Genomic DNA, 13607 nt, shown 5'->3' on the forward strand with positions numbered 1-13607 from the left:
ATTAGAATAACGGTCTCGTGGGCTCGGAGATGTGTATAAGAGACAGGTATTGAATTTTTCAAGATATTTATGACCATTAGAAATTCTTTTGTTTAATTCATTTTGCTTGTTATATATAATTTCAAAACTATTTAATCTTTTTGAGTCAGATTCTAAGTTGGCATATATTTCTGATAAATTATCTAGTTTAATTTTAAAATAATCTAAGTAATCGTATTTCTTTAAGTCAGTTTCTTTTTCAGAAATAATTTTTTTTACAAAATTCATTTCTGAATTAAGAGCTCTGACCTCCTTTGAAACATTTCTTGAAGCATTATCTAAAATATCTACATTTACAAGCTTTCCGATAGCATTTGCTTTTGAAGAATCAGATTCACTTAGTAAAAAAGAATTTTCCAATTGTGATGATATCAAGATATTGTATTTATCATTAATAATATTTACTTTTTTGAATAAAAAAATATCTTCGATTTCTTTAGGGATTTCTTTGCCGAAATTTACATATTCCTCGTAATTATTTGTCTGAACATAGTAGTAATTTTTGGAGCCATATCTTCCACGAGTTATATAATAACCATTATTAAAAATGATTTTTACTTCTACTTTTTTATAACCTTTTCGTATTAATAAATCGGTTGTATAGTCATTAAAAAGAACCCAAGATATAGCACGAATTACAGCTGTTTTCCCGCTATCCGAAGAACCGGTAATTAAATTTACATTTTTTGAGAATGTAAAATGACTATCTTGATATGATTGAAAATTCACCAAATATATATCTGATATATACATTACTCTAATCTCCTTATAGCCTCGTCAATTATTTCTTTTTTTATCTTTAAATTTTTCCCGATTGACTTCAAATTTGAATTCAAGTTAATTAATGAATTATTTGACAGTGTTTTAAAATTTTCTTTGATTTCCATTAAGCTTTTTCCTTTTACTGAATAAGGGTCAAGATTTTTTTCGATAAAAATATCTTTGCCATCTTTAGCACTAGTTAAAAAAATATCTTTTATTTCAATGTTGTCCTTCGTCAATTCGATAATGAGTACCTTTGGCTTTAGTTTTTTCTCACTTTCAGTATTTGTCATTCTAGCAATACTTCCTGGATTCGAAAAATATTTTCCGTTTACTTTTACTGTTTTAAATCCAGTATGATAGTGACCACTTAAAACAATATCACAATCAGTATCCATTATCTGATCTATCAATGTATATTCAATTTGATCGATAAATTTTTTGTATAATAAGAAACTATGAATCATTAAAATATGATAGTCAACATTTTTATCTCTAGCAGGTTTATAATGTGATTTATCAGAAGAATCTATATCATGACAATATGGCTCTCCTGAAATTTGAACAGTAATTCCATCTTTTTGTATAAACACAGGCTTATCTTTTTGTATTAACTCCAATATATCTAAGGAATCAAAAAGGCCAATCATAGCTCTTTCAACAGAGTTTTGATTATAACCATATATATCATGGTTGCCACTTATTATATAAATTTTTTTGGGAAATGTTTGTAATAGTTTACCAAATTTTGATGCAGTTTTAATATCAACATCTGCTTTGTCAAATAAATCTCCACCATGTAAAATAGCATCTACATTTTCATTTATAGATATGTTTTTGATTTCTTCGATTTTATCATAAATTGATTGCTCATAATTATCTATTCTCGATTTAGGGTTTCGAGATTTTATATGCGTATCGGTAAAAAATAGTAACTTCATAATACAAATAACGGGCAAGTTAACCTTGCCCTAATCTAATTCTTCCTCACTTGTTTGCTCATTTTTTTCTTCGTTATTAGCTTCAACTAAATCGTTGTTATTTGTTTTGAAACCGTAATAATCATAAGTTTTGTCGATGATTTCTTGTAAAATTTGTGGATTTTCTTCTAGGAATACTTTTGAATTTTCTCTACCTTGTCCAAGTTTTTCATCGTTATAGCTATACCATGCACCGGCTTTTTTAATAACATTACAATCAGTAGCTAAGTCCAATATTGTTCCTATCTTAGAAATTCCTTCTCCATACATTATATCAAATTCAACTTGTTTAAATGGCGGAGCCACCTTGTTTTTGACTATTTTTACTTTAGTACGGTTACCAATAATATCGTCGCCTTTTCTGATAGCTTCTCCTCTTCTAATTTCAATTCTGACAGATGAATAAAATTTTAAAGCTCTACCTCCGGTTGTTACTTCGGGGTTACCGAACATTATTCCAACCTTTTCTCTAAGTTGGTTAATAAAAATAACAGTACAATTGCTTTTAGAAATAACGCCTGTCAATTTTCGCAAAGCTTGACTCATCAATCTAGCTTGTAAACCAACATGACTATCTCCCATATTTCCTTCTATTTCAGCTCTAGGAACAAGAGCTGCTACAGAGTCAATTATTATTATATCAACTGCAGAACTTCTAACTAATGAATCGCATATACCTAAAGCTTGTTCTCCTGTATCCGGTTGTGAAATTATGAGATTGTCTGTATCTACGCCTAAATTTCGAGCATAAATTGCATCTAAAGCATGCTCAGCATCAATAAACGCGGCAGTTCCTCCCATTTTTTGTGCTTCAGCAACAACATGTAGAGCAAGAGTAGTTTTACCTGAGGATTCAGGGCCATAAATTTCTATTACTCTACCCCTTGGCAATCCACCTATACCCAAAGCGACATCTAAATTTATAGCTCCAGTAGGAATAGCCTCAATATCTTTTTGAACTTGATCTCCAAGTTTCATGATGGAGCCTTTACCAAATTGTTTTTCAATACTTGCAAATGCTTCTTTTAATGCTTGTTCTTTTTCTGTGCCATTGGAAAAATCCATATTACCCTCCAATTTTTAATAAACAGAACATAAGTTCCTGTAATCATTATATCATAAAATTTCTAAAACTTAAATATTTTTTAGGTCTAAAACATTTTTATTTTTATAAATATAGTCAACTAAACTTATAATAGTAAGTACAATAGAAATATAGTACAAATAAATATCAATAGGTAAACCAATTAAATCATTTATATTTACTAAAATTAAAACTATGGATATAAATTGAGTCATTGTTTTTGATTTACCCCATAAGCTTGCCGCTAAAGTTACTCCATTAGAAGCTGCTAAAATTCGGAATCCACTTATAGTAAGCTCTCTTAGAACCACTATTACGACACTCCAAGCAGGGATTATATCTAATTGAATCAATACAATCAAAGCACTACAACTTAACATTTTATCAGCTAAAGGGTCCATAAATTTGCCAAATGTTGTTACTAGATTTTTTCTTCTTGCTAGTTGTCCATCTATAAAATCGGTAATCGCAGATATAATAAATATAGCAGCTGGAATGTAATTTTCAGTTTTAAAAATCAGTAAAGATATGACAAAAAAAGGTATCAATATTATTCTTAAAGTTGTAAATTTATTTGCAATATTCATTTTAATCACGTCTTTCTAAATAATTTTTTGAAATTAAAATTTTTCTTGGCTTACTTCCTTCACTTGCACCAATAATTCCCTTTTCTTCCATTTGATCGATAATTCTGCCAGCTCTTGCGTATCCAACTTTTAATTTTCTTTGCAATAAGGAAATAGAAGCAGAGTTTTCGTTTAAAATAATTTCAACCGCATCATTGAATAAGATATCTGTATCGTCATCATTAACATCCAATGGCTCTGATTTATCAATATCTTCAATAATATCTTCTTTGTATTTACTTTCGTTTTTTTCAATTAAGAATTTAACGACTTTATCAACTTCTTCATCTGAAATAAATGCTCCCTGAACTCTGCATGGTTTAGCCATTGAAGATGGGAAGAATAACATATCACCTCTACCTATTAGTTTTTCTGCTCCAGATTGATCTAATATTGTTCTAGAATCAATTTGACTGCTTACTGCAAACGAAATTCTTGATGGAACATTAGCTTTTATTGTTCCAGTAATTACATCAACTGTAGGTCGTTGTGTGGCAATTATCAAATGAATACCACAAGCTCTAGCCATTTGCGCTAATCTACAAATGGAATCTTCGACATTATTTGCAGATACCATCATTAAATCGCTTAACTCATCAATAATAATTACAATATATGGTAATTTTTCTAATTCATTTTCTCTATTCTTTTTATTATAAGTCTTAATATCTCTAACATGGTTTTCTGAGAAAATTTGATATCTTCTTTCCATTTCTCTAACAGCCCAATTCAAAGCAGCACTAGCTTTTTTAGGGTCTGTAACAACAGGTATCGCTAAATGAGGAATGTTATTATAGATGCTTAATTCCACAACTTTTGGATCTATTAAAATCAATTTAACATCATTTGGATTTGATTTAAATAAAATACTCATTATTATAGTATTTATACAAACAGACTTACCACTTCCTGTTGCTCCCGCTATCAGCAAGTGGGGCATTTTATCAATTGAAGTTACAATACATTTTCCAGAAATATCTTTTCCAAGAGCAATTGGCATTAGGGATTTTTCTTTTACAAAATTTTCAGAAATTAATATATCTTTAAGCATAACAGAGTTCTTAATATCATTTTCAACTTCAATACCAACAACTGATTTACCGGGTATTGGAGCTTGAATCCTTATTCCACTAGTTGCTAGTGAAAGCGATAAATCATCAGCCAAATTAACTATACGAGATACTTTAACTCCTGCTTTTGGCTGCAATTCATAGCAGGTTATTGTTGGACCTCGGTCTATCTGCACAACATTAGCATCAATTGAAAAGTTTCTCAGAGTATCTTCTATCATCTTAGCTTTTTCTAAAAATGAATCATTGTTTTCTTCTATAAATTCTGAATTTTTAAGTAATTCCAAAGGTGGAAATACGTAGTTACTTTGATTTCCCTTAACACTAAAATCAATAACTGATAATTGTTCACCAGAATCAATTGAGTTTGACTTGTAATCATTTAATTTTGGAGTCGCTTTTTTTAGTTCATCTGTTTTTCCTTGTTGAAAATTAGGACTATTTATGACAGAAGATGAATCTTTAGTTTTATTATTACTAATCTTATTATTATCTAAAATATTAGTACTTTTCTTGTATTCTTTATTCCTGTTTTTAATTTTATTTATTAATTTTGAAAAATTTATTTTTGTAAACGAAAAAAATCTTGCAAATAAATCCTTTATAGTAATATCCAAAATCTCAGCAATAAATAGTAAAAACATCAGGAATAAAACAACATATAAACCTATAAATCCGATTGCACTATCAAGCAAACTAGCTATTATTGCCCCAATAACACCTATACCTTGGTATGAGTTCGCAAGATTAATGTTAATATTAATTCTTTGCCTTATAGTAATGTTAGGATAAAGTGATATGTTGACAATGCTCATTACTAAAAACGTGCTTATGAGAAGAGTGTAACAGATTTTTTTTAGTTTTTTTCCTTTGTTTTTTTCTATCATTGTCGACATAATATATATTATTCCAATTAAAATCAACAAGTACGAAAAAATGCCAAAAGTATTGAAATAAATATTTTTTACTATAATACCGAGAATACCTGATCTACTACTAGCCATAAATATCAGTGATAAAATTAGTGCTAATACAATGATAAATTTTTTTGAAGATATTATATCATTTTGTTTGTTCGTTTTTTTTCTAGGTCTCTTCGATGTTTTATTTGTCATAATTAATAACCTGTATGTCCAAATCCGCCATCATTTCTATCGGTTTCATCTAAAACTTCAACTTCGTCAAAAGAGATTTTTTCATATTTTTGCAATACCATTTGGCAAATTCTATCACCTGAAGAGATTTTATATTCTTTATTTGATAAATTTACTATCGGGATTTGCAATTCTCCCCTATAATCACTATCGATTGTACCGACACAATTTATTAAAGTTATACCATGTTTTATACTAAGACCGCTTCTTGGACGAATTTGTACTTCGTATCCTTCAGGTATCGCAATGAAAAGTCCAGTCGGAATTAATTGCCTTTCTAAAGGTTTCAAAATTATATCTTTATCTATAAAAGCCCTTAAATCCATTCCACTAGAGCCAATAGTGGAGTAATTTGGTAGCGGGTTATTAGATTTATTAATAATTTTAATTTTCATAATTTCCTCTTTCTAAAACAAAGTTGAGTAAATTTACTCAACTTTGTTTTGATTATCTTCTTTAGTATCATTTTCAGATTTTTTCTCAAAATTCTTATTGTCTTTTCTATCTGGTTTAGGAAGAAGAGCCTTTCTTGATAAAGTCATTTTCCCTTGGTCATCAATGTCCATTAATTTTACCATAATCTCATCATTTTCTTTTAAAACATCTTCTACTTTATTTGTTCTCTCATGAGCGATATTTGAAACATGAAGAAGTCCTTCCTTGCCAGGTAATATTTCAACGAAAGCACCGAAATTCATAATTTTAGTTACTCGTCCCAAATATTTTTCTCCAATTTCGGGTTCTCTAACTATATCTTTAATCATATCTATTGCTTTTTGTGCACTTTCAGTGTTTTCGCCTGAAACTGTTATTTTTCCATCATCTTCAGTATCAATTTTTACATTTGTTTCTTCTATTATTTTATTGATAACTTTTCCTCCAGGTCCAATAACTTCTCTTACCTTTGAAGCAGGAATATTAATCACTAAAATTCGTGGAGCATACTTAGAAATCTCTTTATTTGGCTCACTGATGCATTCATTCATTAAAGATAAAATATGAAGTCTTCCAATTCTAGCTCGTTCTAGTGCTTCTTTTAATATTTCTTCAGAAATTCCGGTAATTTTAATATCCATTTGTAATGCTGTAATACCATCTTTAGTGCCAGCTACTTTAAAATCCATATCTCCTAAGTGGTCTTCCAAGCCTTGAATATCTGAAAGAATAACGACATTATCTCCTTCTTTTATTAATCCCATGGCAATACCAGCAACAGGTTCTTTGATAGGAACACCAGCATCTAATAAACTAAGAGTAGAACCACAAACAGATGCTTGAGAGCTAGACCCATTAGAACTTAATACTTCAGAAACCACTCTTATTGTATAAGGAAATTCTTCTTCAGAAGGAATCACAGGTAAAAGTGCTCTTTCAGCTAAAGCGCCGTGACCTATTTCACGTCTTCCAGGACTTCTTAGTGGTCTTGCGTCTCCAACTGAATATGGTGGGAAGTTATATTGATGCATATATCTTTTATCTTCTTGTTCAATCAATCCATCTAATACTTGAGCATCAGAAGGTGTTCCTAAAGTTGTTACAGACAATACTTGAGTTTGTCCTCTTTTAAATAAACCAGAACCGTGAGGTCTTGGTAAGATATCAACATCACAAGTTATATCTCTGATTTGATCTAATTTTCTATTATCAGGTCTTATGTGTTCTTCTAATATTAATCGTCTAACTTCGGATTTTTCTAAGTTATCGTAAATTGAAGAAACTTCTGATGAAATTTCATCACCACGTTTTTCAGTGAAGTGTTGAATAACAGATTTCTTTAATGAGTTAATATGTTCTTCTCTGTCTAATTTATCTGAATTAACGGAAATTTTCTTCAAATCTTCGATACAAAAGCTCTTTACTTCATCTTCTAATTCTGAATTTTTTTCTGGTTGTATAAATGCTTGTTTTGGTTTTCCGCAGTCTTTTTGAATACATTCAATAAATTCACATATTTTCTTTATTTCATCATGAGCTCTTAGTATGGCCTTTAATACTTGAGATTCAGTAATATTGTTGCATCCAGCTTCCACCATCATAATAGCATCTTTAGTACCAGCTACTGTTAACTCTAAATCAGATTTTTCTCTTTGCTCTTGAGTTGGATTAATCACAAATTCTCCGTCAATCATTCCAACAGCTACTGAACCTGTTGGTCCCAAGAAAGGTATATCTGAAATACTTAATGCTATAGATGAACCTATCATAGCTAAAATATCAGGTGTGTTATCTTGATCAACTGATAATGCAGTAGCAATTACTTGCACATCATTATGATAACCTTCTGGGAATAATGGTCTTAGAGGTCTATCAATTAGTCTAGCAGTTAGAGTAGCCTTTTCACTTGGACGACCTTCTCGTTTTATAAATCCGCCTGGAATTTTACCAACAGAATATAATTTTTCTTCAAAATCACAAGTTAGTGGAAAAAAATCAACTCCCTCACGGGCTTCTTTAGACCCTACCGCAGTAACTAAAAGTACAGTTTCTCCAGATTGTATTAAACAAGCACCGTTTGCTTGTTCTGCAACTTTTCCTATAGTGACTTCGATTTTTTTACCACATAAATCGTATTCATATTTTTTTATCATAAATTCTCCTTATAAATAAAAAGAGCGGAAAAAACCGCTCTTTAAATTATCTTCTAATGTTTAATCTTTTAATTAAATCACGGTATCTTTCAATGTCTTTATTGCTAAGATATTTAAGAAGATTTCTTCTTTTACCGATCATTTTGAAAAGACCTCTTCTTGAATGATGGTCATTCTTATGAGTCTTTAAATGTTCAGTCAAGTAGTTAATTCTATAAGTTAATAAAGCTACTTGAACTTCTGGAGAACCAGTATCTCCTTCTTGAGTTTGATAATCTTTAATTATTTCTTCTTTAATTTCTTTGTTATACATATTTTCCTCCAATTATTTTAATTCACATTTACAGTGATATCGTTGAGGTATCGAATATCAATGTAAAAGTAGTACTTATTTATATTACCATATAATCATTCAATTGTAAATGTAAATTTTGTTTTTTTGCAAAATTATAATCTTTTTCAAGACTAGTTATAAGTTCTTTTTCGTTATCAAATTTTATATTATCTCTTATCTTTGAAATAAACACCAAAATAATTTCTTGATTATATAAGTTACCACTAAAATCTAAAATATGAGTTTCAATTTTTACTTCTTTTTCGTTGTACGTAAGGTTTTCTCCAATAGATGTTATACCTTTGTACAATTTATTATTATAAATTACATTCGTATAATATACCCCAAAAGAAGGAATGAAATAATTTTCGCACTTTAAATTTGCGGTTGGATATCCTAATGTTCTACCGCGGTGTTTACCATTAACGATTTTCCCTTTAATACTATAAGGTCTATATAGCATAGAATTTGCCTTATTAATTAGTCCTTCAGATAATAACTCTCGAATTTTAGTAGACCTTATTGGCATTTCTTTAATAAATTGGTCATTTAAAATAAAAAGTTTGAAATTATAAATATCAGAATATGATTTTAAGAGCTCAACATTCCCGGTGGCATCAACTCCAAATTTAAAATCTTTACCAACAACTAAATTTTTAAAATTTGTTATTTTCTTCAAATATTGTAAAAATTCATCTGGTGTTAAAGATAAAAACTTAGCATCAAATGACTTCAATAAGCAATAGTTTACCTTAAATTTTGATAGTATATTAATTTTATCTTGTGTAGATAAAATGTACTTAAAATTATTGTCTTTTAAGGACTGAGTTGTATGTGTTTTAAATATTATTACAGCTGATTTTCCGATATTCACACATTTTTCTATCAATTTTTGGTGAGCTATGTGGAATCCATCAAAATTTCCAAGAGTTATAGAATCAATATTTAGTTTTGGATTTTCTTTGTCTAGATCTATTATTTGCATATATTAAATACCTTATCCATTTTTAAAATATTATTATTTATTGTAGCAATTCCTATAAAATTATCACGACAAACAACTTTAATATTGTCACAATTTTCATGGCAAACTTTTATTTTTACTCCATTTGATATTTTGGCAAAAAGCTCATTATCTAACTTGATAGTATCCATATCACTAAGACTTTCATATAAAGTGTGTGATACATTATCAACATTAATTTTTCTTAATGTCTGTAACTTAACAGAATCTTTTATGTCAAACCCACCAGAACTTGTACGTACTAATGATTTCATATAAGCTAGTCTGTTCAGTTTTTTAGCTATGTCTTCAATCAATACTCTAATATAGGTTCCTTTTGAGCATTTTACTTTTATTATGCAAGAACTATCAAGCAAATATAGTGGTTCAATGTTGTATATTATAACTTTTCTGGATTTTCTATTTACCTTCTTATCATTTCTTGCATACTCGTATAATTTTTTGCCATTGACTTTAACTGCTGAGTACATCGGAGGTGTTTGTTCAATAGTCTTTCCACATAAATTTCGCAAAATTTCAATTAATTTATCTTTGTCATAATAAGACGATGATAAATCAGTAACTTTTCCTGACAAATCAAGGGTGTCAGTACTACAGCCAAATTTCATTTCAAAAATATATGTTTTAGTATGATTCATTAAATACTCGGTGATTTTTGTACCTTTACCTACGCCTATTACTAATACACCAGTAGCATCAGGGTCAAGTGTACCAGCATGACCAATTTTTTTTGTTTTTAAAATTCCTTTACAAATCGATACGACATCTTGTGATGTATAGCCTTTTTCTTTAAAAACATTAATTATGCAATCCATATTTATCTATTTCTTCTTTAATTTTTGCCAAAACACTATCATAATCAGAAATTATCCTTGTAGCAGCTGCATTTTTGTGTCCCCCACCACCTAGAGATTTGGCAATTTGTCCAACGTTTATATCGCCTTTGCTTCTAAAACTAATTTTGTACTCATTTTCTGATTTTTGTTTGATAAAAACTGATAGTACTATTCTATCGGTATCTCTATATACGTTAATTACATTGTCAATATCAGAAATCTCTACATTATATTTTTCTAATTGCTTTGTAGTAACGTGACTAATAGATACAGTTTGATTATAAAATTCTGTATTTGATAATATTTCATTTTCAAGTACTTGAGCTTCGAATTTTTTAGATTGATAGACTCTAGTGTTTATTTCCATCATATCTGCACCAAATTTAATTAGCTTTGATGACTTCATTAGAGTGTCGGATGTTGTGGATTGGTACAAAAATCTTCCGGTATCTGTTGATATTCCAGTTAATAATGACTGTGCAATTTCTTTATCCATTGGAAGATTTAATTCCTCTATAATATCAAAAACAAGTTCACAAGTTGAACTAAATCCCTTTTTTACGATATTTATATCTGCATATAATTCATTACTCATATGATGGTCAATATTGACACTAGTAGCAGAGCTGTTAAATAAGCTAGCTATATTTCCAAGTCTTTCGTAGTTTGCACAATCAAGGCAAATCAACATATCAATTTGGATATTTGTGTTATCAGTAAGATATGATAAATTAGGTAAAAAACTTAAATTATCAGGTATTTTATCAAATTCTATAGGATAAACTTTTTTTCCGTAATTCATTAAACATTTGGTTAGTGCCGTTAATGAACCTAAATTATCCCCATCTGGGTCAAGATGGGAGATTAGGGCAATTGAATTTGACTTATCCAATTGCTCTTTGAATTTTTTTAATAATTCGTTATCTACCATTTTTGCTTTCATCATGTATCACCTTGATTAGATTTTCAATATGCATTCCTTGTTCACTAGTATTGTCTAATTTAAAAATTAATTGAGGGACATGTCTTAAATCAATACTATCACCAATTTCTTTTTTTATATAACCTTTGGCTTTATTTAATCCTTCAAGAGTTTTTTCTTTTTTATCATCATCCCCTATTACATCAACATAAATTGTAGCAAAACTCAAATCATTAGTTACCTTTACTTCAGTTATTGAAACATTTAATTTGTCTATTCTAGGGTCTTTAATCGAATTTAGTATACAATTTGAGATGACTTTTTTTATTTCTGATGAAATTCTTCTAACTCTTTTAATATTCATAATTCTCCTATCTTTGTATCTCGTTCAAAACGTAAGCTTCAAGTACATCTCCTGGTTTAATATCATTATAGTTTTCTAAACCCATTCCACCTTCAAACCCTTGAGTAAGCTCTTTTACATCATCTTTATATCGTTTCAATGATGAAATTGGTCCTTCAAAAATTAATATATCGTCCCTTAGTAAACGTACAGTAGCATTTCTAGTAACTTTACCAGTATTGATATATACTCCGGCAACTGTTCCTACGCCAGGAACCTTGAAAGTATCTCTAACCGTTGCTCTTCCTAAAACTTCCTCTTCATATTTAGGTTTTAACATTCCATTAATAGCATTTTTTACATCTTCAATGGCATCATATATAACTCTGTATGTTCTTATTTCAATTTTTTCGTTTTTAGCTAAGTCCAATGCAACTTGTGTTGGACGCACATTAAATCCTATGATTATAGCACTAGAAGCACTAGCTAAATTTACATCGGATTCATTTATTCCACCGACTGCACCATGAATTATATTTACCTTAACTTCTTCGTTGCTTAATTTTATTAAAGATTGTTTTATTGCATCTATAGTTCCCTTTACATCTGTTTTTATGATGATATTAAGGTCTTTAGTTTCCCCGTCAGAAATTTTCCCAAATAATTCATCTAAATTAACAACGGATGATGATTTAATCATTTCTTCCCTATTGTGGTCTTTGATTTTTTGGGCATAAGTTCTAGCTTCTTTTTCGTCTTTGACGGCATAAATCATATCTCCAGCTTCAGGAACTTCATTTAAACCGAGAATAAGGACTGGAGTAGCAGGCCCTGCCTTTTTGATTTGTTTTCCTTGGTCATTAAACATTGCACGTATTCTTCCGCTTGCTTGACCGCTAAATACCATATCAGAATGTTTAAGTGTTCCTTTTTGAACAAGAACAGTAGCTGTAGGTCCTCTACCTTTATCTAATTGAGCTTCAATTACAGTACCTATAGCTAATCTATTGGGGTTAGCTTTTAATTCTTCCATTTCTGCTACCATTAAAATCATTTCTAATAACTCATCTATACCTTCACCGGTTTTTGCTGAAACCGGAACAAGTACTGTATCTCCGCCCCAATCTTCTGGCATAAGTCCGTTTTCAGCCAATTCTGTTTTAACCCTTTCAATGTTAGCATTTTCTCTGTCGATTTTATTAATAGCAACAATTATAGGAACACCGGCAGCTTTTGAGTGGTTTATTGCCTCTATAGTTTGTGGCATAACTCCATCATCTGCGGCAACTACTAATACTGAAACATCTGTTACCTGAGCACCTCTACTTCTCATGGCAGTAAATGCTTCGTGACCAGGAGTGTCTAAGAATACAATTTTCTTGTTGTTAACTTTAATGGTATAAGCACCTATGTGTTGAGTTATTCCGCCTGCTTCTCTACCCGCAACTCGAGAATTTCTAATTCTATCCAAAATGGATGTTTTACCGTGGTCAACGTGTCCCATAACTGTAATAACAGGTGGTTTCTCTTTTAAATCTTCTTCTTTGTCCTCAAAATCCAAATTAAAAACATCATCATCATCAAAATTTTCAATCACATCTTGTTCAAGGACAATATTAAATTCGCTTGCGACTATACTCGCAGTATCAAAATCAATTTCTTGATTTTGATTTGCCATTATACCTAATTCCATCAATTTCATAATTAAGTCTGTAATAGAAACGCTGATTTTTTCAGCTAAATCCTTCACTGTAATTGTCGGCTGAATAATAAATTTTTTAGGTTCTTTCGACTCATTACTTATTTTTTCTTCTTTTTTTACTTGAGAATCTTGTGAGTTATTAT

Annotated in this window: 13 protein-coding genes; all 13 read right to left on the reverse strand. The window is 29.9% G+C overall.

From position 1 onward, the window contains the following. A partial coding sequence (locus Q0X02_RS07250) for an AAA family ATPase (RefSeq protein ID WP_297813719.1) occupies positions 1-792 on the reverse strand: 792 nt, incomplete at its 3' end. Beyond that, entirely contained in the window at positions 792-1742 is a 951-nt protein-coding gene (locus tag Q0X02_RS07255; protein WP_297813722.1) for a metallophosphoesterase, read from the reverse strand. The genes Q0X02_RS07250 and Q0X02_RS07255, both read right to left, overlap by 1 nt. Positions 1743-1772: 30 nt before the next feature. Next, a complete protein-coding gene (recA, locus tag Q0X02_RS07260) occupies positions 1773-2846 on the reverse strand; it encodes a recombinase RecA (protein WP_297813725.1) in 1074 nt (357 codons plus the stop codon). Between the two features lie 69 nt (positions 2847-2915). Further along, positions 2916-3452, reverse strand: coding sequence for a CDP-diacylglycerol--glycerol-3-phosphate 3-phosphatidyltransferase (gene pgsA, locus Q0X02_RS07265; RefSeq protein ID WP_297813729.1), 537 nt, complete (start codon positions 3450-3452; stop codon positions 2916-2918). A gap of 1 nt (position 3453) precedes the next feature. Beyond that, entirely contained in the window at positions 3454-5676 is a 2223-nt protein-coding gene (locus tag Q0X02_RS07270; RefSeq protein WP_297813731.1) for a DNA translocase FtsK, read from the reverse strand. A gap of 2 nt (positions 5677-5678) precedes the next feature. Beyond that, a complete protein-coding gene (gene dut, locus Q0X02_RS07275; protein ID WP_297813735.1) occupies positions 5679-6110 on the reverse strand; it encodes a dUTP diphosphatase in 432 nt (143 codons plus the stop codon). A gap of 33 nt (positions 6111-6143) precedes the next feature. Beyond that, positions 6144-8303 (reverse strand): polyribonucleotide nucleotidyltransferase, encoded by a 2160-nt coding sequence (locus tag Q0X02_RS07280; protein WP_297813738.1) that lies wholly within the window; start codon positions 8301-8303, stop codon positions 6144-6146. Positions 8304-8349: 46 nt separating this feature from the next. Further along, entirely contained in the window at positions 8350-8616 is a 267-nt protein-coding gene (gene rpsO, locus Q0X02_RS07285; protein ID WP_297813741.1) for a 30S ribosomal protein S15, read from the reverse strand. Positions 8617-8695: 79 nt separating this feature from the next. Continuing rightward, complete coding sequence (locus Q0X02_RS07290) at positions 8696-9622, reverse strand: bifunctional riboflavin kinase/FAD synthetase (RefSeq protein WP_297813744.1); 927 nt, start codon at positions 9620-9622, stop codon at positions 8696-8698. After that, positions 9613-10476, reverse strand: coding sequence for a tRNA pseudouridine(55) synthase TruB (gene truB / locus Q0X02_RS07295; RefSeq protein WP_297813747.1), 864 nt, complete (start codon positions 10474-10476; stop codon positions 9613-9615). The genes Q0X02_RS07290 and truB overlap by 10 nt, the downstream gene beginning before the upstream one ends. Continuing rightward, positions 10460-11440 carry a bifunctional oligoribonuclease/PAP phosphatase NrnA gene (locus Q0X02_RS07300; protein WP_297813750.1) on the reverse strand — a complete coding sequence of 327 codons (981 nt, stop codon included), beginning with the start codon at positions 11438-11440 and terminating at the stop codon, positions 10460-10462. Before Q0X02_RS07300 ends, truB begins: the two co-directional genes overlap by 17 nt. After that, a complete protein-coding gene (gene rbfA, locus Q0X02_RS07305; protein WP_297813753.1) occupies positions 11418-11783 on the reverse strand; it encodes a 30S ribosome-binding factor RbfA in 366 nt (121 codons plus the stop codon). The genes Q0X02_RS07300 and rbfA overlap by 23 nt, the downstream gene beginning before the upstream one ends. 7 nt (positions 11784-11790) lie before the next feature. After that, on the reverse strand, positions 11791-13607 hold a 1817-nt coding region (gene infB / locus Q0X02_RS07310; RefSeq protein ID WP_297813756.1), incomplete at its 5' end, for a translation initiation factor IF-2.

Source organism: uncultured Finegoldia sp. (assembly GCF_947252345.1).
GTDB lineage: Bacteria > Bacillota > Clostridia > Tissierellales > Peptoniphilaceae > Finegoldia.

Bases quoted from the DNA above. Each gene is read 5' to 3' on its own strand.
- Q0X02_RS07255 (WP_297813722.1), bottom strand. From the start codon at position 1,742: ATGAAGTTACTATTTTTTACCGATACGCATATAAAATCTCGAAACCCT.
- recA (WP_297813725.1), bottom strand. From the start codon at position 2,846: ATGGATTTTTCCAATGGCACAGAAAAAGAACAAGCATTAAAAGAAGCA.
- pgsA (WP_297813729.1), bottom strand. From the start codon at position 3,452: ATGAATATTGCAAATAAATTTACAACTTTAAGAATAATATTGATACCT.
- Q0X02_RS07270 (WP_297813731.1), bottom strand. From the start codon at position 5,676: ATGACAAATAAAACATCGAAGAGACCTAGAAAAAAAACGAACAAACAA.
- dut (WP_297813735.1), bottom strand. From the start codon at position 6,110: ATGAAAATTAAAATTATTAATAAATCTAATAACCCGCTACCAAATTAC.
- Q0X02_RS07280 (WP_297813738.1), bottom strand. From the start codon at position 8,303: ATGATAAAAAAATATGAATACGATTTATGTGGTAAAAAAATCGAAGTC.
- rpsO (WP_297813741.1), bottom strand. From the start codon at position 8,616: ATGTATAACAAAGAAATTAAAGAAGAAATAATTAAAGATTATCAAACT.
- Q0X02_RS07290 (WP_297813744.1), bottom strand. From the start codon at position 9,622: ATGCAAATAATAGATCTAGACAAAGAAAATCCAAAACTAAATATTGAT.
- truB (WP_297813747.1), bottom strand. From the start codon at position 10,476: ATGGATTGCATAATTAATGTTTTTAAAGAAAAAGGCTATACATCACAA.
- Q0X02_RS07300 (WP_297813750.1), bottom strand. From the start codon at position 11,440: ATGAAAGCAAAAATGGTAGATAACGAATTATTAAAAAAATTCAAAGAG.
- rbfA (WP_297813753.1), bottom strand. From the start codon at position 11,783: ATGAATATTAAAAGAGTTAGAAGAATTTCATCAGAAATAAAAAAAGTC.